This is a genomic window from Aquitalea pelogenes, from assembly GCF_001515305.1.
GTDB classification, from domain to species: Bacteria; Pseudomonadota; Gammaproteobacteria; order Burkholderiales; family Chromobacteriaceae; genus Aquitalea; species Aquitalea pelogenes.
On sequence record NZ_LNQV01000006.1, the window covers coordinates 1 to 23,232 of the forward strand.

General features: G+C 58.5%; 23 protein-coding genes and 1 pseudogene. 16 read left to right on the forward strand and 8 right to left on the reverse strand.

Annotated features, from left to right (window positions below; genetic code table 11):
- The first annotated feature begins 297 nt into the window (after positions 1–297).
- From AWT75_RS03635 to AWT75_RS22600, 4 genes and pseudogenes are all read left to right on the forward strand, one after another.
- Positions 298–654 carry a CidA/LrgA family protein gene (locus AWT75_RS03635; RefSeq protein ID WP_045847635.1) on the forward strand — a complete coding sequence of 119 codons (357 nt, stop codon included), beginning with the start codon at positions 298–300 and terminating at the stop codon, positions 652–654.
- Positions 651–1,363 (forward strand): annotated as a pseudogene (locus AWT75_RS03640) (LrgB family protein). The gene AWT75_RS03635 and the pseudogene AWT75_RS03640 overlap by 4 nt, the downstream one beginning before the upstream one ends.
- A gap of 157 nt (positions 1,364–1,520) precedes the next feature.
- On the forward strand, positions 1,521–1,766 hold the full coding sequence (locus AWT75_RS22595) for a SixA phosphatase family protein (RefSeq protein WP_239689451.1): 246 nt from the start codon (positions 1,521–1,523) through the stop codon (positions 1,764–1,766).
- Positions 1,766–1,987, forward strand: coding sequence for a hypothetical protein (locus AWT75_RS22600; protein ID WP_239689452.1), 222 nt, complete (start codon positions 1,766–1,768; stop codon positions 1,985–1,987). The genes AWT75_RS22595 and AWT75_RS22600 overlap by 1 nt, the downstream gene beginning before the upstream one ends.
- A 184-nt stretch (positions 1,988–2,171) precedes the next feature.
- On the opposite strand, the gene metE is transcribed toward AWT75_RS22600, so the two are convergent.
- Positions 2,172–4,454 carry a 5-methyltetrahydropteroyltriglutamate--homocysteine S-methyltransferase gene (gene metE, locus AWT75_RS03650; RefSeq protein ID WP_062787425.1) on the reverse strand — a complete coding sequence of 761 codons (2,283 nt, stop codon included), beginning with the start codon at positions 4,452–4,454 and terminating at the stop codon, positions 2,172–2,174.
- Positions 4,455–4,564: 110 nt separating this feature from the next.
- Between metE and AWT75_RS03655 the strand changes: the two genes are divergently transcribed.
- The gene (locus tag AWT75_RS03655; protein ID WP_193394062.1) at positions 4,565–5,482 is read left to right on the forward strand and encodes a LysR family transcriptional regulator; all 918 of its coding nucleotides are present in this window, start codon (positions 4,565–4,567) and stop codon (positions 5,480–5,482) included.
- An 11-nt stretch (positions 5,483–5,493) separates the two neighbouring features.
- On the opposite strand, the gene ntrC is transcribed toward AWT75_RS03655, so the two are convergent.
- The 3 genes from ntrC to AWT75_RS03670 form a co-directional block, all read right to left on the reverse strand.
- Complete coding sequence (gene ntrC / locus AWT75_RS03660; protein WP_062787431.1) at positions 5,494–6,951, reverse strand: nitrogen regulation protein NR(I); 1,458 nt, start codon at positions 6,949–6,951, stop codon at positions 5,494–5,496.
- A 26-nt stretch (positions 6,952–6,977) separates the two neighbouring features.
- Positions 6,978–8,033: a nitrogen regulation protein NR(II) gene (glnL, locus tag AWT75_RS03665; protein WP_045847617.1), complete on the reverse strand. Its 1,056-nt coding sequence runs from the start codon at positions 8,031–8,033 to the stop codon at positions 6,978–6,980.
- A 100-nt stretch (positions 8,034–8,133) separates the two neighbouring features.
- On the reverse strand, positions 8,134–8,619 hold the full coding sequence (locus AWT75_RS03670) for a DUF4124 domain-containing protein (RefSeq protein ID WP_062787434.1): 486 nt from the start codon (positions 8,617–8,619) through the stop codon (positions 8,134–8,136).
- Between the two features lie 267 nt (positions 8,620–8,886).
- On the opposite strand from AWT75_RS03670, the gene AWT75_RS03675 reads away from it, so the two are divergent.
- Positions 8,887–9,309, forward strand: coding sequence for a BLUF domain-containing protein (locus tag AWT75_RS03675; RefSeq protein ID WP_052694156.1), 423 nt, complete (start codon positions 8,887–8,889; stop codon positions 9,307–9,309).
- Between the two features lie 102 nt (positions 9,310–9,411).
- Here AWT75_RS03675 and glnA read toward each other — a convergent pair whose 3' ends face one another.
- Positions 9,412–10,830 carry a type I glutamate--ammonia ligase gene (gene glnA / locus AWT75_RS03680; protein WP_045847615.1) on the reverse strand — a complete coding sequence of 473 codons (1,419 nt, stop codon included), beginning with the start codon at positions 10,828–10,830 and terminating at the stop codon, positions 9,412–9,414.
- A gap of 279 nt (positions 10,831–11,109) precedes the next feature.
- Between glnA and AWT75_RS03685 the strand changes: the two genes are divergently transcribed.
- From AWT75_RS03685 to prmC, 5 genes are all read left to right on the forward strand, one after another.
- Entirely contained in the window at positions 11,110–11,562 is a 453-nt protein-coding gene (locus AWT75_RS03685; RefSeq protein ID WP_062787437.1) for a rhodanese-like domain-containing protein, read from the forward strand.
- Between the two features lie 127 nt (positions 11,563–11,689).
- Positions 11,690–12,511, forward strand: coding sequence for a shikimate dehydrogenase (gene aroE / locus AWT75_RS03690; RefSeq protein ID WP_062787440.1), 822 nt, complete (start codon positions 11,690–11,692; stop codon positions 12,509–12,511).
- Between the two features lie 4 nt (positions 12,512–12,515).
- Positions 12,516–13,199: a monofunctional biosynthetic peptidoglycan transglycosylase gene (mtgA, locus tag AWT75_RS03695; RefSeq protein ID WP_062787444.1), complete on the forward strand. Its 684-nt coding sequence runs from the start codon at positions 12,516–12,518 to the stop codon at positions 13,197–13,199.
- Positions 13,200–13,476: 277 nt separating this feature from the next.
- The gene (mgtE, locus tag AWT75_RS03700; RefSeq protein ID WP_420835416.1) at positions 13,477–14,814 is read left to right on the forward strand and encodes a magnesium transporter; all 1,338 of its coding nucleotides are present in this window, start codon (positions 13,477–13,479) and stop codon (positions 14,812–14,814) included.
- A 12-nt stretch (positions 14,815–14,826) separates the two neighbouring features.
- Positions 14,827–15,648 (forward strand): peptide chain release factor N(5)-glutamine methyltransferase, encoded by an 822-nt coding sequence (gene prmC, locus AWT75_RS03705; protein ID WP_062787641.1) that lies wholly within the window; start codon positions 14,827–14,829, stop codon positions 15,646–15,648.
- 272 nt (positions 15,649–15,920) lie between these two features.
- Here the strand turns inward: prmC and AWT75_RS03715 are convergent, their stop codons facing one another.
- Complete coding sequence (locus tag AWT75_RS03715) at positions 15,921–16,400, reverse strand: FKBP-type peptidyl-prolyl cis-trans isomerase (RefSeq protein WP_045847609.1); 480 nt, start codon at positions 16,398–16,400, stop codon at positions 15,921–15,923.
- 139 nt (positions 16,401–16,539) lie between these two features.
- On the opposite strand from AWT75_RS03715, the gene AWT75_RS03720 reads away from it, so the two are divergent.
- The 3 genes from AWT75_RS03720 to AWT75_RS21975 all read left to right on the forward strand — a co-directional run bounded on the left by AWT75_RS03720 (position 16,540) and on the right by AWT75_RS21975 (position 18,235).
- The gene (locus tag AWT75_RS03720) at positions 16,540–17,343 is read left to right on the forward strand and encodes a cupin domain-containing protein (protein ID WP_338021287.1); all 804 of its coding nucleotides are present in this window, start codon (positions 16,540–16,542) and stop codon (positions 17,341–17,343) included.
- The gene (locus tag AWT75_RS23660; protein ID WP_338021288.1) at positions 17,307–17,672 is read left to right on the forward strand and encodes a winged helix domain-containing protein; all 366 of its coding nucleotides are present in this window, start codon (positions 17,307–17,309) and stop codon (positions 17,670–17,672) included. The genes AWT75_RS03720 and AWT75_RS23660 overlap by 37 nt, the downstream gene beginning before the upstream one ends.
- Positions 17,673–18,004: 332 nt before the next feature.
- Positions 18,005–18,235: a hypothetical protein gene (locus tag AWT75_RS21975; protein ID WP_062787452.1), complete on the forward strand. Its 231-nt coding sequence runs from the start codon at positions 18,005–18,007 to the stop codon at positions 18,233–18,235.
- Positions 18,236–18,286: 51 nt separating this feature from the next.
- Here AWT75_RS21975 and bamC read toward each other — a convergent pair whose 3' ends face one another.
- The gene (gene bamC / locus AWT75_RS03730; RefSeq protein ID WP_062787457.1) at positions 18,287–19,447 is read right to left on the reverse strand and encodes an outer membrane protein assembly factor BamC; all 1,161 of its coding nucleotides are present in this window, start codon (positions 19,445–19,447) and stop codon (positions 18,287–18,289) included.
- A 25-nt stretch (positions 19,448–19,472) separates the two neighbouring features.
- Positions 19,473–20,348 (reverse strand): 4-hydroxy-tetrahydrodipicolinate synthase, encoded by an 876-nt coding sequence (dapA, locus tag AWT75_RS03735; RefSeq protein WP_062787460.1) that lies wholly within the window; start codon positions 20,346–20,348, stop codon positions 19,473–19,475.
- Positions 20,349–20,522: 174 nt separating this feature from the next.
- Here dapA and AWT75_RS03740 point away from each other — a divergent pair, with 174 nt between their 5' ends.
- Both AWT75_RS03740 and fabG read left to right on the forward strand, forming a co-directional pair.
- Positions 20,523–22,154, forward strand: a complete 1,632-nt coding sequence (locus AWT75_RS03740) for an ABC-F family ATPase (RefSeq protein WP_045847604.1) — start codon at positions 20,523–20,525, stop codon at positions 22,152–22,154.
- A gap of 265 nt (positions 22,155–22,419) precedes the next feature.
- A complete protein-coding gene (gene fabG / locus AWT75_RS03745) occupies positions 22,420–23,160 on the forward strand; it encodes a 3-oxoacyl-ACP reductase FabG (protein WP_045847603.1) in 741 nt (246 codons plus the stop codon).
- Positions 23,161–23,232: the final 72 nt, after the last annotated feature.

Consider the following 23,232-nt stretch of genomic DNA (forward strand, 5'->3'; position numbering starts at 1 on the left):
GGGTGGGCCCGGGTTGGGCCCAGCAGCCCGTTTCGGGTGAGCGAGCCCGGGCTCGGTGACAAAAACCCGAGCAGGGCCGGGGGGAGGGCGGGTGGCTGCGGCAGCCAGTGTGAATCCTCGATCATGGCGCGCATTATGCCAAAGCCGGGCGATGCTTGTCCTGTTTGTCGCCTGTAATACGACAATACGCTTGCCTGTTTATTTCACCGCCGGGCTGCGACAGGTATGATGAAAGCCCCTGTTCTTGCCCTTTGCCGGACTTGTGTCAGCCATGTTGCCGCAAGCGGAATGACGATCATGATAGAAACCCTGTTGTGGCTGGTAGGCTACCAGCTGGCTGGAGAACTGATCAGCCGCACTTTTTCCCTGCCCTTGCCTGGCCCGGTGCTGGGCATGCTGTTGCTGTTTGCCACGCTGGCCTTGCGCAAATCCGTACCGGAAAGCATGAAGCTGAATGTGCCGCGCTTTCTGTCGCATCTGTCTCTATTGTTCATTCCGGCCGGGGCTGCGGTGCTGGCTTACCGTGATTTGCTGGCCGGTTTTGGCTGGCAGCTGATTGTGGTGCTGGTGCTGTCCACCACCCTGACCCTGCTGCTGCCCGGCCTGTTGCTCAAGCTGCTGTTGGCGCGCCATCGACACCAGGAGGGCGCATGAATACCGATGCTGCCCTCAGCGTGATCCGCACCTCTCCCTTGACCGGGGTGTTTGTCACCTTGCTGGCCTACAAGCTGGCGGTGTTGTTCAACCGCCGCTGCAAGGGGCATCCCTTGTCCAATCCGGTGCTGATCGGTGTGTTGCTGTTGCTGGCCTGGTTGCTGGCCACCGGCACCAGCTATCGCGATTACATGAAGGGCGGGGTGATGGTGCAGATGCTGCTGGGCCCGGCCACGGTGGCACTGGCCGTGCCGTTGTATGGCAATCTGTCGCGGTTGAAGCGTGCCGCCGGCCCCTGGCCATCACCATCGGGTTTGGTGGGCTGGTAGGGATTGTCAGTGCGGTAGGAGTGGGCTGGCTGCTGCAATTGCCGCAGCAGGTACTGCTGTCGCTCACCACCCGTGCCGTTACCACGCCCATTGCCATGAGCGTGTCGCAGGGCATTGGCGGCATTCCGGAGTTGTCCGCCATGTTCGTGATTTTGTCCGGCATATTCGGTGCGGTCATCGTCAAACCCTTGTTCAATCTGCTGGGCTTGCGCGATGACATGGTGCTGGGGACGGCAACCGGGATTTCCGCCCACGGCATCGGCACGGCCAGGGTGTTTCAGTTGTCGGAAACGGCGGGGGCCTTTGCTGGCCTCGCCATGGGGCTGAATGGTGTGGTGACGGCCATTCTGGTGCCCTTGCTGGCACCTTTGCTGCACTAGGCCGGGCTGGCTAGGTGTTTGTCCGACATGCAGCTGACACAAGGCTGGTGTAGGCTGCCGGTCTGCTGTCATGCTCTGGGATACAGGCATGTCGTGCGGCACCACAAGGCGGGTTTACCTTGCCGTGATGCCGCACCAACAACAATAACGGAGGTGAATGATGGATCTGATTCTATGGCGCCACGCCGAGGCAGAAGAGGGCTCGGATGATCTGGCGCGCGCACTGACGCGCCGTGGTCAGCAACAGGCCAGCCAGATGGCCGCTTGGCTGCGCGACCGTCTGCCGCGCGATTTTATCTTGCTGGCATCGGAAGCCAAACGCTCGCAGCAAACCGCAGCGCTGCTGAGCAAGCGTTACACCGTGTTGCCAGAACTGAACCCGGATGCTCGATCGAGGCGGTGATGCAGGCCGTTAACTGGCCTGAGGCAGGCAAGACCATCGTGCTGGTGGGGCATCAGCCTTATATCGGGCGCCTGTCTGCCCAGCTGCTGGGCGAGCAGCCCTTGCTGTGGAGTGTGAAGAAAGGGGCGGTGTGGTGGTTGAGCCACCGCGTACGCCACGATCTGGAGCAAGTGCGGCTGAAGGTGATGATGACGCCGGGCATGCTGACGCCCAATGAGTGAGGCAGTCACCGCCTTGTGAAAAAAACCGCCTGTATGGCGGTTTTTTCATGCTGTCGCAGATAAAAAGAGGGCTCCCGAAGGAGCCCTTGATCAGCGGGTACCAAGCGGGCCGGGGGTAGCCCTGAGAGAGAGTCTTGGTAAGCAAATACTAGAAATAGTTTTTACAAATTGCAATAGATGACGGTCAGTCTGCCGTTGCTGCCAGCTGTTGGCGCAGGTTTTTTGCCACAGCCACCATGCGTTGCAGCGCGGCTTCCACTTCCGGCCAGCTGCGGGTTTTCAAGCCGCAATCCGGGTTCACCCACAAGCGCCTGGCCGGTATCACCTGCAAGGCCTGTTCCAGCAATGCCGTCATTTCGTCGGCGCGCGGTGTGCGCGGGCTGTGGATGTCGTAAACACCGGGGCCGATCTGGTTGGGATAATGGAAACGGGCAAAGTCCTGCAACAGCGCCATGTCCGAACGCGAAGTTTCAATGGTGATCACGTCGGCATCCAGGGCGGCAATCTGCGGCAGGATGTCGCCAAAGGCCGAGTAGCACATGTGGGTGTGAATCTGCGTGCTGTCATCCAGCCGCCAGCTACATAGCCGGAAGGCTTCGCCCGCCCAGCGCAGGTAGTCTGCCTGATCGGCCTTTTTCAGCGGCAGGCCTTCCCGGATGGCTGGTTCATCAATCTGGATGATGCGGATGCCGGCATTTTCCAGTTCCAGTACTTCATCGTTCAAGGCCAGGGCAATTTGCTTGCACACCGTACTGCGCGGCAGGTCGTCCCGGACAAAGCTCCATTGCAGCAAGGTGACCGGCCCGGTAAGCATGCCTTTGACCGGGCGCTGTGTCAGGCTTTGGGCGTAGACGGCCCAGCTGACGGTCATGGCCTGCGGCCGTGCCACATCGCCCACGATGATGGGCGGCTTGACGCAGCGGCTGCCATAGCTCTGCACCCAACCCAGCCGGGTAAACACAAAGCCGTCCAGTTGTTCGCCAAAGTATTCCACCATGTCGTTACGCTGGGCCTCGCCATGCACCAGCACGTCCAGGCCCAGCGCTTCCTGACGGCGGATGGCCAGCGCGATGTCCTGCTGCATGGCCTGTTGATAGTCGCTTGCAGACAGTTCCCCGCGCTTGAAGGCGGCGCGGGCGCTGCGGATGCTGGCGGTTTGCGGAAAGGAACCGATGGTGGTGGTGGGCAGCAGGGGCAGCTGCAGCCAGTCCTGTTGCTGTGCCTCCCGGCTGGCGAAGGGGCTGCGGCGTTGGTCGGCACCGGGCGGCAATGTGGCCAGCCTGTCCTGCACTGCCGGGCGATGAGTCAGCGGGCTGTTGCGGCGCAGTGTTTGCACATGGTCGCTGGCCTGCAGTTCATGCACGATGCTGTTGCGGCCTTGTTCCAGAGCACGCTGCAGCAGCTTCAGCTCATTCAGCTTTTGTACGGCAAAAGCAAGCCAGCTGCGGATGTCGGCATCCATGGTGGTTTCGGCGGCGGCATCTACCGGGCAGTGCAGTAGCGAGCAGCTGGGGGCCAGCCATAGCCGGTCGCCCAGTTGCTCGGCCAGTGGCTCCAGCAGCGCCAGCTGGGCCGACAGATTGCTGCGCCAGATATTGCGTCCATCCACGATGCCGGCGGAAAGAATCTTGTCTGCCGGCCAATGGGCGGCGAAGGCTGCCAGCTGCTCTGGTGCGCGCACCAGGTCCAGATGCAGGCCGGCTACCGGCAGTGTGCTGAGCAGGGCGGTGTGCTCCGCCACGCTGCCAAAATAAGTGGCCAGCAGGAGGTTCAGCGGAGTGCTGCCCAATTGCTGATAGGCAGTGGCGATGGCTTGCAGCCAGTCGGCGGGCAAGTCCAGTGCCAGGATGGGTTCGTCCAGTTGTACCCAGCTCACGCCGGCAGCGGACAGCTGTTGCAGGATCTGTTCATAGCAGGCCAGCAGTGCGGGCAGCAGTTGCAGCCGGTCAAACTCGCCGCCCTTGCACTTGCCCAGCCACAACAGGCTGACCGGGCCGATCAGCACCGGCTTGGTACGGATGCCCAGTGCCCGTGCCTCGGCCAATTGGCTTAGCAAGACCGCCGGGTTGGCGGCAAAGCGGGTGTCGGCATGCCATTCCGGCACCAGGTAGTGGTAGTTGGTATCGAACCATTTGGTCATTTCCAGCGCGGGCTGTTGCTGGTTGCCACGTGCCAGCTGGAAATACTGTTCAGGACTGATGCTGGCCGCATCAAAGCCGAAGCGGGGCGGGATGGCACCCACCAGAATCTGCGCATCCAGCACGTGGTCGTACAAGGAGAAGTCGCCCAGCGGTGACAGGGTGATGCCGGCACCCTTTTGCAGCAGCCAGTGGCGCTGGCGCAGTTCGCGTGCGCCTTGCTGTAGTGCTTGCTCGTCTATCTGGCCCTGCCAGTAGTTTTCCAGCAGGAATTTCAGTTCGCGTTTGGCGCCGATGCGGGGGAAACCGGCCAGGTGCAGTGTGGTCATGCGGGGCTCCTTGTTGTCAGTGGCTCCAGCATGGTGGTTTTTGCTGTATGATTCAAACGCATAATTTTGTCGATTTGAATTAATTATTTTCATGATTGGACGGTGCGACTGTGCTGGAACTGCGTCATTTGCGAACCCTGATTGCCTTGCAGGAAACCGGCAGCGTGTCGCTGGCGGCAGAGCGGGTGTTTCTCACCCAGTCCGCCTTGTCGCATCAGCTAAAGCAGCTGGAGGCCTACTATCAGCAGCCCTTGTTCGAACGCAAGACCCAGCCGCTACGCTTTACCCTGGCGGGGGAACGCCTGCTGACGCTGGCGCATGAGCTGCTGGGCCGTGTGGCTGCGGCCGAGCGCGATGTGGCGCGCATTCGCGAAGGAGATGCCGGTGAATTGCGCGTGGCGGTGGAGTGTCACACCTGTTTTGACTGGCTGATGCCGGCCATGGACAGCTACCGCCAGCACTGGCCTGCGGTAGAGCTGGACATCGTGTCCGGCTTTCATGCCGACCCGGTCAGCCTGCTGCTGACCCAAAGGGCGGATCTGGCCATCGTGTCGGAAATGGAAGCGCAAGCCGGTGTGGTGCACCATCCTTTGTTTGCTTACGAGATGGTGGGCATCGTGGCGCGGGATCATCCACTGGCAGAAAAGAAAATCTGGCAGGCGGCGGATTTCGCCGGTGAAACGCTGATCCAGTACCCGGTGCCGGATGACATGCTGGATTTGTGGCGCAAGGTATTGTTGCCTGCCGGGGTGAACCCGCCACGGCGCAGCAGCGAGCTGACGGTGGCCATCATCCAGCTGGTGGCCAGCCGGCGCGGTGTGGCGGCCTTGCCGTACTGGGCGGTGCGGCCTTATCTGGAAAAGGGCTATGTGGTGGCGCGTACCATTGGCGATGGCGGCCTGCGCAGCGAGTTGTATGCCGCGGTGCGCAGCGAGGATGCACCGCTTGCCTTCATGCAGGATTTTCTGGCCACGGTACGGGAGCGCAGCTTCGCCACGCTCCCCGGCCTTACCGTACTGGCAGGCTGATCAGTCAGCGCCTAGACATGGTCGGCATGTTCGTCATGCCCTTCCATGCCCAGTTCCTGAATCTTGCGGGTCAGGGTGTTGCGGCCCCAGCCCAGCAGATGGGCGGCTTCCACCTTGCGGCCACCGGTGTGGGCCAGCCCGGTGCGGATGCAGCTTTCTTCAAAGCGGCGGGTCAGGTCGTCGATGATGCCCACTTCACCGGCGCGCAGCCGACGGGCCACTTCTTCGGCCAGCCCCAGCGTCCAGTCCACCACGTGCACGGCGCTGCTGACTACCGGGCTGCCATCGCTTTCCGTCGCCAGTGCAATGGCTTCCGGTTCGCGCAGTTCGGAGGGCAAGTCGCCCACTTCCACCTGCTGGCCCGGTGCCATCACGGTAATCCACTGACACAGGTTTTCCAGTTCGCGCACATTACCGGTAAAGCTGTGGAACTTGATCACTTCCATCGCCGCTTCGGTCAGGCGCTTGGGCTCAACGCCCAGACTGCTGGCGCTCTTGGCCAGGAAATGGCGGGTCAGCAGCGGGATGTCCTCGCGCCGTTCGCGCAAGGGCGGCAGACGCAGGCGGATCACATTCAGGCGGTGGAACAGGTCCTCCCGGAACAGGCCGCGTTTGACCCGGTCTTCCAGATTCTGGTGGGTGGCGGCAATCACCCGCACATTGGCCTTGATCGGCACATGGCCGCCCACGCGGTAAAAGTGTCCGTCCGACAGCACGCGCAGCAAGCGGGTTTGCAGCTCGGTGGGCATGTCGCCGATTTCATCCAGAAACAGCGTGCCGCCTTCCGCCTCTTCAAAGCGGCCGCGACGGGTGGCCAGCGCGCCGGTAAAAGCGCCTTTTTCATGGCCGAACAGTTCGGACTCCAGCAAATCCTTGGGAATGGCTGCGGTATTCAAGGCAATGAAAGGCTTGCTGGAGCGCACCGAATGGCGGTGCAGCGCTTCGGCCACCCGCTCCTTGCCGGTACCGGACTCGCCGGTAATCAGCACGGTGACATGGGATTGCGACAAGCGGCCAATGGCGCGGAATACGTCCTGCATGGCAGGGGCCTGGCCTAGCAGCACCGGCATGGCTTCCACGCCGCCGGTGGCTTCGATCTGGCTATTGCTCTCGGCCAGTGCGCGCTCGATCAGCTGCACAGCCTGGTCGACATCAAAGGGCTTGGGCAGGTATTCGAATGCACCACCCTGGAAGGCGGCCACTGCCGAATCCAGGTCGGAGTGCGCGGTCATGATGATGACCGGCAGCTGCGGATGATCGGCCTTTACCCGGGAGAGAAATTTCAAACCATCGGTGCCGGGCATGCGGATGTCGGAAATGATGACGCGCGGTGTATTGTCGTACAGGGCATTCAGCGCATCGTCGGCGCTGGAAAAGCTGTCAAAGCCGATGCCACTGCGGCCGAGTGCCTTTTCCAGGACCCAGCGGATGGCCTTGTCGTCATCAATGATCCACACCGGGTTATTCATAGCAGCCCTCGTTTCTGTAATTGGTTTCAGTCCGTGTTGCTGAAGGGCAGCATCACGGTAAAGCAGGTCTGGCCCGGGCGGGATTCAAATTCGATGCTGCCGCCGTGCTGGTGTACATAAGCCTGGGCCAGTGTCAGCCCCAGGCCGGTGCCTTCGGCGCGTCCGGTGACCAGGGGATAAAAAATGTGATCCCTGATTTCTTCCGGAATACCGGGACCGTTGTCGACAATCTGCAATTTTAATGCCAGCACGTGACGCTTCCGTGCCAGGGTGACCTGCCGGGCGACGCGCGTGCGCAAAATCACCTCGCCCTTGGCCTTCATGGCCTGCACCGCGTTCTTGACGATATTGAGCACCACCTGGATCAGCTGCTCCTTGTCCGCCACCATGTGCGGCAGGCTGGTGTCGTAGTCGCGGCGGATGACGAGGCCCTGTGGGTACTCGGCCAGCGCAATGCTGCGCACCCGTTCCAGCACTTCGTGGATATTGATTTCGCTGCGCACATGGCGGCGATGCGGGGCCAGCAGGCGGTCTACCAGCGATTGCAGGCGCAGGGCTTCTTCCTGGATGACTTCGGTGTATTCCTTCAGCTCCGGCCGGTCTGACAGTTCATGCTCCAGCAACTGGGCCGCACCGCGGATTCCCCCCAAGGGGTTCTTGATTTCATGCGCCAGGTTACGAATCAGCTCGCGATTAGCCTGTTGTTGCAGCAAAAGCCGCTCTTCGTTGGCAATTTTCAGTTGCTGATCCAGTGGCCGCAGCTCGACCAGCGCCAGCCGACCCTCCGCATCAATCGGTGTCACCGACAGGGCGATATGCAAGGGCTGCTCGCCATGCGGTGTGCGCAGTTCGAGGTCGTGCTCGATATAACTGGAGTTGTGTTGTAAGGCGGTGGCCAATGCCTGGCGCAGGGCGGGGCTGTCTTGCAGCAACTCGAACAGCGAGTGGCGCAGCAACTCTCGCCGGCCTATGGCCAGCAGGTTTTCACAGGCGGGATTGGCAAATTCGAGTTTGCCATCGGCATGCGTGATCAGGACCGGGGTGTCGAGTAAATCCAGGCCGGCAAAGCTGGGCGAGTTCATGGTGCTCCGAATCGGATGAGGCTGTGCATCTGGCTATTAGCAATAAGCACGCCAAGCCGGAGCACCGCATATGCACGAAATCGGCCTTAATTATGCACCATTATTGTGCATTGGATGCAGCTTGCCCCAGTTCGCGGCGTAATGCGTCCACATTCTTCTGGCGCTCGGTGACGGCGTCCTTCAGTTTTTGTACCCGGTCCAGGTATTTCTGGTAGTTACGGGTTTCATCGCCGTTGCGGGTAGCCGCGCCGTCGGTGTAAGCCTTTTGTGCATCAGCCAAGGCTTTTTGCTCATTGGCCAGCTCGTTTTCCAGAATCTTGCGGCGGCCTTCGTCGCGCTTGGACTGGGTACCGTTGTCCACACTGGGGTAGCCATCCGGTGTGGAGGCAGATTTGCCGCTGGCGGCCGCTTTGCCCTTGCCGCTGCCACTGCCGCCATAGGTGGACAGCGGTGCCAGGTGCATGGGCTTGGCGCCCTTGATCGGCACATTGGTGAAGGTGACATTGCCATTGGCGTCGATGTATTTGTACACCTCGGCATGGGCCAGGCCACAAGTCAGCAGCAGGCAGAAAGCAAGGGTTTTCATGGTGTCGGGCGTCTGCGGTGAAAACGGGAGGATGTGACGCTATGATAAGCAAAAGGTGGTCTCGCGTCACATCTGCATGACAACAAGGCGGCGGCCAGCATGCCGAACATCTGCGGAATGTGTCATCATGCGCCCGGGCATCACCTTGTGCCAATGGCATGGCGTGTGCCTGTATTTGATGTCCGGTCTCCATGCAGAAGGTAATGAGGAAATGTTTGCAGTCATCCGTTCAGCCCATCGTCCTGGCACTTTACAGAAAGCCGGCCCATGCTGATTCAGTTGCTTTATTCCAGCAAGGCCACCACAGCACTGTCTCCTGCCGATTTGACGGCAATCCTGGACAAGTCGGTGGCCAATAACCAGGCCCGGCAGATCACCGGCCTGTTGCTGTACCGCGATGGCTGCTTCTTGCAACTGCTGGAGGGGGAGGAGGCTGTGGTTGAGGCTGCGTTCAGCAAAATCAGCCAGGATTCGCGCCATCATCAGGTGGAGTCCCTGTTTTGCAGCGAATGCAAACAGCGTGAGTTTGGCCAGTGGTATATGGGTTTCCATGTGCCGCAGCCCGAAGCACTGGCGCGCTTCCCCCAGTTTGCCCCGGTGTTCGATCCGGCATTTGATGTCAGCCAGCTGGTTGTTGCGCCACAGGATGGCCTGGCCATGCTCAAGGCTTTTGCCGAGTTGCCGGGCTGAGTGTTCCTGGCGGTAGCCGGCAGGCATGAAAAAACCCGCACAAGCAGTGCTTGCGCGGGGTTTTCTGTATCCGGCAAGGCACCCGAAGGTGCCATCGCCCGATTACAGGGAGTAGTACATTGCAAATTCTACCGGGTGGGTAGTCATGCGGGTCAGGTTCACTTCCTGCATCTTCAGTTCGATGTAGGCGTCGATCCATTCGTTGGAGAACACACCGCCACGGGTCAGGAAGTCGCGGTCTGCGTCCAGAGCAGCCAGGGCTTCGTCCAGGCTTGCGCACACGGTCGGGATCAGCTTGTCTTCTTCCGGCGGCAGGTCGTACAGGTTCTTGTCAGCAGCATCGCCCGGGTGGATCTTGTTCTGGATACCATCCAGACCGGCCATCAGCAGAGCGGAGAAGCACAGGTACGGGTTAGCCAGCGGATCCGGGAAGCGCGCTTCGATACGGCGAGCCTTCGGGTTTGCCACGTGCGGGATACGGATGGAAGCGGAACGGTTCTTGGCGGAGTAAGCCAGTTTTACCGGAGCTTCGTAATGCGGAACCAGACGCTTGTAGGAGTTGGTACCCGGGTTGGTGATGGCGTTCAGTGCCTTGGCGTGCTTGATGATACCGCCGATGTAGTACAGGGCGGTGTCGGACAGGCCGGCATAGCCGTCGCCAGCAAACAGGTTCTTGCCGTCTTTCCAGATGGACTGGTGAACGTGCATGCCGGAACCGTTGTCACCAACGATGGGCTTGGGCATGAAGGTAGCGGTCTTGCCGTAGCTGTGTGCCACGTTCTGAACCACGTATTTCAGGATCTGGGTCCAGTCGGCACGCTGGGTCAGGGTGCTGAACTTGGTACCGATTTCCATCTGGCCGGCAGTGGCCACTTCGTGGTGGTGCACTTCAACCGGAACACCCAGTTCTTCCAGCAGCAGAACCATGGCGGAACGCAGGTCTTGTGCGGAGTCAACCGGCGGTACCGGGAAGTAGCCACCCTTCACGCCCGGACGGTGACCGGTGTTGCCACCTTCGAATTCTTCAGCGGAGGCCCAGGCAGCTTCTTCGGACTTGATCTTCACGAAGCAACCGGACATGTCGGTGCCCCAGGTGATGCTGTCGAATACGAAGAATTCCGGTTCCGGACCGAAGTAGGCGGTGTCGCCCAGGCCGGATGCCTTCAGGTACGCTTCAGCGCGCTTGGCGATGGAGCGCGGGTCGCGGTCGTAGCCCTTGCCGTCGGCCGGGTCAATCACGTCACAAGACATGAATACGGTCGGTTCGTCAAAGAAGGGGTCAATCTTGGCGGTAGCCGGGTCAGCCATCAGCAGCATGTCGGAGGCTTGAATGCCTTTCCAGCCGGCAATGGAGGAGCCATCAAAAGCGTGGCCGCGCTCGAACCACTCGTCAGCATCTTCCAGCAGCACGTGTGCCGGAATGGTAACGTGTTGTTCTTTACCACGGGTATCAGTAAAACGCAGGTCTACGAACTTGACGTCGTTTTCTTGAATCAGCTTGACTACGTCTGCAACCGCCATGAATGTTCTCCTAAAGGCAACGTGCATCGAAAGCAATATTGCTTGATAAAGATGGTACGCTTCGCTTGAAGCATGAAGCGTGCCAGGCTAAGAACGCTAATTCAATCATTGTGTCACAGGGTGTTCGGTCCTGCCAGTCGCAAGTTGTGCACCAAAATGATGCTTTGCCAAGTGCAAATGATCGATATTGGTGCATTGCCTGGTGCTGACAGCCGCTCCGCACTGGCAGGCCCTGCGCACCATAGTGTGGCACGGCCCCGTTACAAAGAAAGGTAGCCCATGGAACAAACCGTCAAGATCCTGCAAACCGCTGCAGAGCGTGCCGCCAGTCAGCAATTGTCCTATCAGGGCGCGCTGACACCGACAGAAGCCTATTGCCTCATTCAGCAAGTGGAAGGCGCCGTACTGGTGGACGTCCGCAGTGCGGCGGAATGGCAATTTGTCGGCGTGGTTCCCGGTGCATTGCGTATCGAGCTGCGCAGTTTTCCCGGCATGCAGCCCAATCCGCAGTTTCTTGCGCAATTGCAGGGCGCGGTCGACAAGCAGGCTTTGCTGCTGCTGATGTGCCGCAGCGGCGTGCGCTCGCATGAAGCGGCCGTACAGGCAGCGGCAGCCGGATATGCCCGTGTATACAACGTGATGGAGGGCTTTGAGGGCGACAAGGATGCCCATGAGCATCGCGGCGTAGTGAATGGCTGGAAAGCCCATGGCTTGCCGTGGGTGCAAGGCTGAAGCAGGCCTGAATTGTTGGGACAGGGGTATTGACCGGTTGATGTTTATGACGTTACACGGCAAAGTGCTACCTCAGCAGATGAACCGCACGATGCGGTAGCACCACAGGAATCCAAGAAAGCTGATCATGACCAACCGTTACGCCGTCATCGGTAACCCCGTTTCCCATAGCCAGTCGCCGTTCATTCACAGTGAGTTTGCCCGAGCCACCGGCGAAGCCGTGCAATATGAAAAGCTGTTTGCCGAGCTGGACAAATTCAACGAAGTGGTTGGCCAGTTTGTAAAAGAAGGTGGCCTGGGCCTGAATGTCACCCTGCCGTTCAAGGGCGATGCCTTCCGTATGGCGCAGGAAGTGACCGAGCGCGCCCGCGCAGCCGAGGCCGTCAATACCCTGACTTTCCGCGATGGCAAAGTGTATGGCGACAACACTGACGGCATCGGCCTGGTGCGCGATATCGTGGAAAACCTCGATTTCCCGATGGAAGGCAAGAGCATTCTGATTCTGGGTGCCGGTGGTGCCGTACGCGGTGTGCTGGAACCGATTCTGGAACAGAAGCCGGCCAAGGTGACCATTGCCAACCGTACCCTGATCAAGGCGGAATCCATTGCCCATCATTTCGCGCCCTGGGGTGAGGTGGTGGCCAGTGGCTACGAGGCACTGGAAGGCAAAACCTTCGACATCATCATCAACGGTACTTCCACCAGCCTGCATAATGAAATTCCGCCGCTGCCGGCCAATATCTTCACCGCCCGCACCCTGGCTTACGACATGGTGTACAGCAAGGGTCTGACGCCTTTCCTGAAACGTGCCCAAAGCGAAAATGCCGGCATGCTGGCCGATGGCCTGGGCATGCTGGTGGAGCAGGCGGCCGAGTCCTTCCATATCTGGCGAGGTGTCAAACCGGACACACGCAAGGTCACCAATATGTTGCGAGAAGTGCTGGCCTGATTTGATGCGGCTCATTTTCAAGATCATGGCGGTCCTGGTGGCCGCCATTGTGTTGTACAACCTGTGGATTTTCGGCCATATCGTCTACTGGCGCAGTCATAACCCGGCGGCTAGTGCCTTCATGAACGAGCAGTTGGCCAAATTGCAGGAAGACGACCCAGAGGCTGAGTTACGGCAGAAATGGGTGCCATATGCCCAGATTTCTCCCAACCTGAAACGGGCCCTGATTGCGGCGGAAGATGCCAAGTTTGCCGATCACGAAGGTTTTGACTGGGATGGCATCGAGGCTGCTTTCGAGAAGAATCTGAAGCAGGGGCGCATCGTGGCGGGTGGTTCCACCATCAGCCAGCAATTGGCGAAGAACCTGTTTCTGTCCAGCAAGAAGACACCATGGCGCAAGCTGGAAGAAGCGGCCATTACCGTGATGCTGGAAAAGGTGCTGGATAAACGCCGTATTTTCGAGATCTACCTCAATGTCATCGAGTGGGGGAATGGTGTGTTCGGTGCAGAAGCTGCCGCCCGCTACTACTTCCATACCAGTGCCTCCCGGCTGTCTGCCGGACAGGCTGCCAAACTGGCGGCTATGGTGCCCAATCCGCGTTATTACGATGAACATCGCAATGCCACTGGCCTGATGAAGAAAACCCGCATCATCCAGCGACGCATGGCCTTTGCCGACCTGCCTTGAGATCCCCCCCCCCCTTTGCTGGAAGGCAAAGGGGGCTTCATGTTACAATTCTGCTTCTGTTTATACGTTCTGCCGTACCGAAAAGGTGCGGTATTGCACATGGACTTACCCAATTATCCCATAGCCCCTGGCTCCCCCGTTTTTCCTTGTTGATTCCCGCCATTACGACCGTGTAGCCCCGTCTCCGTCGCCATGGCGGAAGGAGTTGTGCTTGTCGGTTATTGAAAAAAAACAAACTGCTGAACGATTGAGCGAAAGCCTGGCGGAGGTGCAAAGGCTGATCGCGCTGCATGTCGAAGAGGATGGCATTGTCCCTGCCGCCTCACCGGCACTGGACGAGCTGCAACAAAGGCTGCAAAACCTGCATCCGGCCGATATCGCCTACATTCTGGAATCCTTGCCGCTGGATGAACGTCTGCTGGTTTGGGACCGCGTCAAGGCACAGCAGGATGGTGAGATCCTGCTGGAGGTTTCCGATGCCGTTCGGGAAACCCTGATCGAATCCATGGCCCCGGCGGAGCTGCTGGCGGCTGCTCGCCAGCTGGATACCGACGAGCTGGCTGATCTTGCCGGCGACCTGCCACGGCAGGTGGTTTATGAAGTCATGGGCGAACTGGACGAGGCCGAGCGCCAGCAATTGCAATCGGCCCTGTCCTATCCGGAAGGCAGTATCGGCGCGCTGATGGATTTTGAACTGGTGAAAATCCGGGCCGATGTCAGCTGCGAGGTGGTCTTGCGCTACCTGCGCCGTTTTGACGAGCTGCCACACCAGACCGACAAGATTTTCGTACTGGATGCCAACGAGGCACTCTGTGGCGTGCTGCCCTTGCGCAGCCTGCTGGTGGCAGACCCGGAAGCCATGGTGGCCGACGTGATGGCTACCGAAGTGGTGTCCTTTCACCCGGAGGACGAAGCGCGCGATGCCGCGCTGGCCTTCGAGCGTTACGACCTGGTGTCCGCTCCGGTAGTGGATGAACGCGGAGCCTTGATCGGACGGCTGACCGTGGATGAGATGGTGGACGTGCTGCGGGAAGAGTCGGACAGTGAGGTGCTGAACCTGGCTGGTCTGAAAGAAGAAGAAGACCTGTTTGCTCCGGTTATTGATTCAGTGAAAAACCGCTGGTCCTGGCTGGCCATCAATCTGTGCACTGCCTTTGTCGCCTCGCGGGTGATTGGCGCATTCGAACACTCCATCAACCAGCTGGTGGCGCTGGCCGCCCTGATGCCCATTGTGGCTGGTATTGGCGGTAACTCCGGTAATCAGACCATCACCATGATCGTACGCGCCCTGGCCATGGGGCAGATGCAGGTGAATCAGGCCTGGCGCTTGTGGCGCAAGGAACTGGGCGTCAGCATCTTCAATGGCCTGATCTGGGGCGGCGCAATTGGCCTCATCGCCTGGATGCTGTATGGCCGCCTGTCCCTGGGACTGGTCATGCTGGCTGCCATGACGCTCAACCTGATGCTGGCCGCCACCATGGGCGTGCTGATTCCCTCGCTGATGCAAAAGCTGGGACGTGACCCGGCGCTGGGCTCCAGCGTGCTGATCACCGCATGTACCGACTCTGGTGGCTTTTTCATTTTCCTTGGCCTTGCCACCCTTTTCCTGCTTTGATGATGAATCATGCTGACACTTGAACAGGCACTGCGCTGCCATACCCTGCCACGTCTTGAAGCACGCATGCTGTTGCAGCATGTCCGCCCAGGCCTGACCCATGCCCGCATGATTGCAGACCCGGACTTGCCGCTCACGGAAGACGAAGCCGCGCGTTTCGAGCAGTTGGCACAGCGCCGCCTGCAAGGTGAGCCGATGGCCTATTTGCTGGGCGAGCGCGAATTTTATGGCCGCCCGTTTCGTGTCAGCCCTGCGGTGTTGATTCCCCGGCCGGAAACCGAGCATCTGGTAGAAGCCGCCTTGCAGCGCGTGGCCACCCTTGAACCAAAGCGTGTGCTGGACCTGGGCTGCGGCAGTGGTGCCATCGCCATCACCCTGGCGCTGGAAGCGCCGGCATGGCAGGTACAGGCGGTGGATTTGTCTCCGGCCGCGCTTGAGGTTGCCAGTGGCAATGCCCAGCAGCTGGGTGCCGAGGTCCAGTTCCACCTGGGAAGCTGGTATCAGCCATTGGCAGGGCAGGGGGAGTTTGACCTGATTGTTTCCAACCCGCCGTATATCGAGCAGCACGATCACCATCTGGATGAGGGCGATGTCCGTTTCGAACCGCGCATGGCCCTGACTGATGAGGCTGACGGGTTGATGTGCCTGCGCGCCATTATTGACGGTGCGCCGTCCCGGCTGAAGGCTGGAGCATGGATCATGCTGGAACATGGTTATGATCAGGGCCCGGCAGTGCGGGACTTGCTGCGGCAAGCAGGATTGCAGCAAGTTGAAACCCTGGCAGACCTGGCCGGTCTGGAGCGTGTCACGCTGGGGCAGATGCCTGCACCCTAAGCCGATGTCGTTCAGCGTGCATGTGCAGGAGTGCCATGACGCAGCCGGATGGACGTTTTATCCGTCATCGACATCCTTTGCCCTGTATCAAGTGACAAATGCGATTCTGACGGCATGCTGTTGCCCGTCAACCAGCAGACCGACAGTGCCGTATTCGCGCGATCGGCAAGGCCGATGGCATTGAAAATGAAACTGACGCCTCGCCAGTCCGTTACCAGACAGGGAAGCGCCAGTGTCGGTCAGGCAATACGAAACGATTGCCTGTTTATTGCTTAGTGGTGATGGCCGTGTGCACCGTGAACGTGGCCGTGGCTGAGTTCTTCAGCACTGGCGGCACGTACTTCGGTAACCTTGGCAACAAAGCGGATGGTCTGGCCGGCCAGCGGGTGGTTGGCATCCACGATGGCCTTGCCGTCGGCGATGTCGGTCACACGGAACAGCAGAACGTCGCCGGTTTCCGGGTCGTCAGCTTCAAACATCATGCCGACTTCCACGTCAGCCGGGAACACGTCCAGGTCTTCAACGCGAACCAGTTCTTCTTCCGGGTCGCCGAAAGCGTCATCCGGGCTCAGCTTGACGTCGACAGAGTCGCCAACATTCTTGCCGTGCAGGGCCTCTTCCACCAGCGGGAAAATGCCATCATAGCCACCGTGCAGGTAAGCAATCGGCTCTTCGGTCTTGTCGAGGAGGTTGTTTTCCGCGTCGAACATCTCGTAGTGGAGGGTAACGACGGTATCTTTGGCGATTTGCATCAGAAATTGTCCGGGATGAAATGAAAAATCTTGACAGGGCAGGGAGCACAGAAATTCCCTCTCCTGCAAGGAATGGTGCGGAACAGCCGCTTGAACGTATTGTAAACCATAGAAGGGCTCACAAGCCCGTGAAACTGCCATGAAACCGATGACATTACTGGGTGGCCTTACCCCAGAAGCCTTTCTCAAAGAATACTGGCAAAAAAAGCCCTTGCTGATTCGTGGTGCGCTGACTGATGTCGGTCCCCATGTCGATTTCAAATGTCTGTCCGACCTGGCGATGCAGGAGGATGTCGAGTCCCGCCTGATCGAAAACCGCAATGGCCGCTGGCATCTGGAACGCGGGCCTTTCCGTCCGGCACGCTTTCGCAAGCTGGGTGAAACCGACTGGACCATACTGGTGCAGAATGTGAATCATCATTTGCCGCATATCGACAAGATTCTGTGGCAATTCGATTTCATCCCGTTTGCCAGGCTGGATGACCTGATGATCAGTTATGCACCTCCGGGTGGAACGGTCGGTCCGCATTTCGATTCTTACGATGTATTCCTGCTGCAAGTCGGTGGCAAAAAGCGCTGGCAGATTTCCTCGCAGGCTGATGACGACTTCATCCCGGATGCCCCCATCCGCGTGTTGCAGGATTTTCGTGTCGAAGAGGAGTTCGTGCTGGAGCACGGCGACATGCTGTATTTGCCGCCCAAATGCGCGCATTACGGTGTCGCACTCGAACCGGGCATGACCTATTCAATTGGTTTTCGAGCGGCACCGGCACAGGAGCTGGCCACGCAGTTCCTGGTTTATCTGCAAGACCACATCTGCCTTGATGGGCGCTATGCCGACCCGGAGTTGAAACGCAGCCCGATCCGGCCCGCATCAGTGAAGAAATGGTGGACAAAGTCAGCCAGATGCTCAGCCAGATTGTCTGGAACAAAGACACGGTGAGCGATTTCCTGGGTCACTACCTGACTGAGCCTAAGCCACATGTCTTCTACGATTCGCCTGACGACGAGCTGGATGAGGACGAATTTGCCAATGAAGTTTCCCGGCATGGCGTCGAACTGGACCGCAAGAGCCTGATCCTGTTCCATCAGGAAATGTTCTATTGCAATGGCGAAGTTCTCGAAATCGAACCGGCTGATGTTGCGGTGTGGCAACAGTTTGCCAATCAGCGCCATTTGTCGGCAGCCGACATCAGGCCGTCGTTATTGGGTGTGCTGTACGAAGGATATCTCGATGGATATTGGCATTTGTCGCCGTCTGTAGCAAAATAACCACATCAGATGTTCAAATGTACACATGGCAAGGCATCCAAGCGGCAAGCATCGGCGTTCAAACGCTCATTTTGCCGTGAATGTTGCACTGCGGAAGGTTGCCGGGCGATTGGTGGCATTTTTGCTACTCTCCCCCCCTACACAGCAATTTTTTTCGTGATACAATTTGCGCACTGAAAGATTTTCAGTCGCCCAGTCATTTCCAAATACAGCTTGGGCGATTAAATTGACGTCTTGTTAACTTATCTTTAAAGGTCAAGAAAAAATGAAACAGTCGCTCCTCGTTGCTGCCCTGCTGGCCGTTGCTCTGTCCGCTTGCGGTAAGAAGGCTGATGCTCCGGCTGAAGCTTCCGCTCCTGCTGTTGAAGCTTCCGCTCCGGCTGCTGACGCTTCCGCTCCGGCTGCTGATGCTTCCGCTCCGGCTGCTGACGCTTCTGCTGCTGCTGCTTCCGCTCCGGCTGCTTCCGCTGCTCAGTAATTCAGCGCGAAAGCACCAAAAAACCGGCTTCGGCCGGTTTTTTTATGTCCGTCATTTGCTGTTGTATGGCAGATGTGAGGCATGAAATGAAAAAAGCCCGCGGAAGCGGGCTTTTTTTTGCTGCGGCAGCAGTTGCTTACTGCAACTCGGTCTGCAATTTGGACAGGACGGATTTGGCAAAGCTGTCGGAAAGAACCTGACCTTGCTTGTTCTGTACCACCAGGGAGCTGGTACCGTTGCCTTCTTCCTTGACCACCACGCGATATTCCGGCGCGCCGGAATTTGCTTTCTGATCGGCGTCCTTGCTCTTCCAGAAGGTGAGGCCGGACCAGAAACCACCGCTGGACGATTCTTCCTTGTCCAGTTCGCCCTTGGCGGGTTTCACGAAGTAAATACCTTGTGAACGGTCGCGATCATTGACCACCAGACCAATACGATCCAGCGCCAGGCCTACACGACGCCAGGCACGGTCAAAACCGTCGTTGATGTTGAGTTTGCCATCAACAATGCTGTCTTTCGGCTTGTCGGCAACCACCTGGGTTTTCTTGATGGCTTCCTTGGCTTTCTCTTCGTTGATACCCATGCGGATCATGAAGCGGCCCAGCAGCTCGGCTTCCAGATTGGGATCAACCGGACGCGGCTGCCACATGGTGTCCGATTTGCCTTCGTTGATGAAGGTTTCGTACATGCCGCGATGCGAGAAGTAGATCTCGGTGCCGTTGGCGGTCTTTTCCAGGCGGATGCGGAATTTGTCGCGCTCCGGTGTGGACATTGCACCACCCAGGCCAACCGTTTCCATCAGCTTGCGAATACCATCGGACGGCAGCTTGGCGCGGTTTTCCGCCCAGTCGGTTTCCATGATGCCAAGGTCAGGCTCTTCGGTCTTGATGACAAAACCGTTTTCCTGCCAGAAAGCTTTCAATACCGGCCACAGTTCTGCCGGCGATTTGCCCTTCACCTCAAGCCAGCGCTGAGTGCCGGCACGTTCCATGGTGATGTTGTCGATACTGTTGACGGCAACAGTATTGCCAGTCACGGCAGCCTGAACGGCGGCGGCTTGCTGGGTGGCTGCCACGGCATTGCTGCTGGCCAGGGCAGAAGCACTGCCAGTGGCCGGAATGACATATTTGTTCTGGATTTGCGGCGCGGTCAGGTCCGGCGGCACTTCCAGGGTGTTGCCCGCTTTGGGCGGTTCAGCGGACTTGTAGTCCAGTTTCTTTTCCAGCGGGTTGGAGGTGCTGCAACCAGCGAGAATGCCGGTTGCAAGCAGAATCGCGGCGGGCGCGCTTCGTTTCATGCGGACTCCCTTGTCGTCAGGGGGTTTAAATGAGTTCAGCCTGCTTCATGGCGGCCGTCAGCTGCGGGCGCAGGCTTTCCGACATCACATGAAGGGGAAGGCGGATGCCTGCAGGAATCATGCCCAGCTCTTGCAGTACCCATTTGGCCGGAATCGGGTTGGGTTCGGCAAACAGCTGCTTGTGCAGACCTTGCAACTTGTCGTTCAGTTCGCGTGCCAAGGCCGCGTTACCGGCAATGGCGGCGTCACACATCTGGCTCATCAGCTTCGGTGCAACGTTGGAGGTGACGGAGATGACGCCATTACCACCACACAGCATGAATGCCATGCCAGTTGCATCATCGCCGGAGTACAGCGCGAAGTTTTTCGGGACACGGCTGATCAGGTCGCAAGCGCGGCCGATATCGCCTGTTGCATCCTTCAGCCCGATGATGCCGGGCACTTCGGTGAGGCGCAGTACGGTGTCATTGTTCATGTCGGCAACGGTACGACCCGGTACGTTGTACAGGATTACCGGAATGTCGACACTTTCAGCAATTGCGCGGAAATGGCGGTACATGCCTTCCTGCGTCGGCTTGTTGTAGTAGGGCACCACGGAAAGGGTCATGTCGGCACCGGCCTGCTTGGCATGGGCAGCCAGTTCGATGGCTTCGGCGGTGGAGTTTGCCCCGGTACCGGCGATAACCTTGACGCGGCCCTTGGCCTGTTTGATGACGGCTTCGACGACGGCGATGTGTTCATCAACAGCAAGGGTGGCGGATTCACCAGTGGTACCAACGGCAACGATGCCGCTGGTGCCGTTGTCGATGTGGAAATCGACCAGGCGGGAAAGGGATTCGAAGTCGACCCGACCATCTGCGGACATCGGGGTGACCAGGGCAACCAAGCTACCGGTAAGCATAGTTCTGCCTATATCTAGGGATGAGGATTCAAAGTCTTCGATTGTAGCGGAATTCCCCTACGGGTCAAAAGCATGTCATTGCATTTGGTGCCAAGCGCCGGAATGTCGTGCTGATGTGTTAGAATCCACGGTTTTTCCGATACTTACGGCTGGATTGGCTGAAGGATCCCAAGCGTGATTACGACAAGCAACATTACCATGCAGTTTGGCGTGAAGCCTTTGTTTGAAAAGGTTTCCGTCAAGTTTGGCGAAGGCAACCGTTATGGCCTGATTGGTGCCAACGGTTCCGGCAAATCGACTTTCATGAAGATTCTGGGTGGCGACCTGGAGCAGACCAGCGGTGAAGTGGCCATTGAAAACGGCCTGCGTCTGGGTAAGCTGCGTCAGGACCAGTTTGCTTACGAAGACCAGCGCGTCATCGATGTGGTGATGATGGGCCATACCGAGATGTGGGCGGCAATGAGCGAGCGTGACGCCATTTATGCCAATCTCGAAGCGACCGAAGAAGACTACATGCACGCGGCCGAGCTGGAGGCCAAGTTTGCCGAATATGACGGCTACACTGCCGAAGCACGTGCCGGCGAACTGCTGATGGGTGTGGGCATTCCGGTGGAGCAGCACTTTGGTCCGATGAGTGAAGTGGCGCCTGGCTGGAAGCTGCGTGTGCTGCTGGCGCAGGCGCTGTTCTCCAACCCGGACATCCTGTTGCTGGACGAACCGACCAACAACCTGGACATCAACACCATTCGCTGGCTGGAGCATGTGCTGAACGAGCGCAACTCCACCATGATCATCATTTCCCACGACCGCCACTTCCTGAATTCCGTGTGTACCCACATGGCGGACCTGGACTACAACACCATCCGTATCTATCCGGGTAATTATGATGACTACATGATTGCCTCGGCCCAGGCTCGCGAACGTCAGCTGTCCTCCAACAGCAAGGCCAAGGAACGTATCCAGGAACTGCAGGAATTCGTGGCCCGTTTCTCGGCCAACAAGTCCAAGGCGCGTCAGGCTACTTCCCGTCTGAAGCAGGTGGACAAGTTGAAGTCGGAAATGGTGGAGGTGAAGCCTTCCAGCCGCCAAAACCCGTTCATCCGTTTCGAGACCGACGACAAGTTCAAGCTGCATCGTCAGGCCGTTGAAGTGGAAAACCTGAGCAAGGCCTACGACAACAAGGTGTTGTTCAAGGACATGAGCTTCATCCTGGAAGCCGGTGCCCGCCTGGCTGTGATCGGCCCTAACGGCGCGGGTAAAACCTCGCTGGTCAAGCTGCTGGCTGGTGCGTTCGAACCCGCTTTTGCCGAAGGACTGACTGCGGACTACGGCAATATCAAATGGGCGGAAAAAGCCCAGATCGGCTATTTCGCGCAGGATCACGAAGCCGACTTCGACACCGACATGAACCTGACCGAGTGGATGCGCGAGTGGGGTCAGGAGGGGGACGACGAGCAGGTCATCCGTGGCACGCTCGGCCGTCTGCTGTTCGGCGGTGACGAAGTGACCAAGCCGGTACGTGTTCTCTCCGGTGGTGAAAAGGGTCGCATGCTGTATGGCAAGCTGATCCTGCAAAAGCCGAACGTGATGATCATGGACGAACCGACCAACCACATGGACATGGAGTCGATCGAATCCCTGAACATGGCGCTGGAAAAGTACAAGGGCACGCTGATTTTCGTCTCGCACGACCGTCAGTTCGTCAGCTCGCTGGCTACCCATGTGCTGGAGCTGGATGGCAAGGGTGGTTATGACTACTACACCGGCAATTACGAAGACTACCTGGCCAGCAAGGGTCTGGAATAAGCCGGAAATCGCTCTTTATTCAATGCCTTTGTCCTGTTGACAGGCGGGCTAGAGCGATTGCTTTACCGACGGGAGCAGGTGCGCTATATTGCAGTGCGACATCGTGTTGCGCTGCAAAATAGCACACGATGCTCCCGTTTTTTGTAGCAAAAACATAATAACGACAAGACCAAACAGGAACCCGATCTTGAATGGGTCGATGGTGGAGCCCGAAAGTCGACCGACACCGGGTTGCCTGCAACCTCAAGTTAATGAAGGAAGAACCATGCGATTGAAAGGGAAAGTCTCCATCATCACTGGCGCTGCCAGCGGTATCGGTAAGGCGACTGCAGAGAAGTTTGTCAAGGAAGGTGCCATTGTTGCCGTCTGTGACCTGAACATCGATGCCGTCAATGTTGTGGTGGAAGAACTCAAGGCTCTGGGCGGGGAAGCTGTCGGCTACCAGGTCAATGTAACGGACAAGGCGCAGATTGCCGATATGGTTGGCGATCTGAAAAACCGTTTTGGCCGCATCGACGTGCTGGTCAACAATGCTGGTATCGTGATGGATGCCCAGCTGATCAAGATGACCGACGACCAGTTCGACAAGGTGATCGACATCAACCTGAAGGGCGTTTACAACTGCGCCCGCGCCGTGGTGGATACCATGGTTGAACAGGGTGGCGGTGTGATCCTGAACGCCTCCTCCGTTGTTGGCGTATATGGCAACTTTGGCCAGACCAACTACGCAGCCACCAAGTTTGGCGTGATCGGCTTTGTCAAAACCTGGGCCAAGGAATTGGGCAAGAAAGGCATCCGTGCCAACGCCGTATGCCCGGGCTTTGTGGCAACGCCCATTCTGAAATCCATGCCGGAAAAAGTCATCCAGGCCATGGAAGACAAGGTGCCGATGAAGCGTATGGCGGACCCGAGCGAAATCGCCAACGTCTATGCCTTCCTGGCATCGGACGAAGCCAGCTATATCAATGGTGCCGCCATTGAAGTAACCGGCGGCCTGACTCTGTAAGCAGCAGCAGGTCGACGCAGCAAAAACGCCCCGGCATGCCGGGGCGTTTGCTTGTCGGAGCGTTGAGCCTGC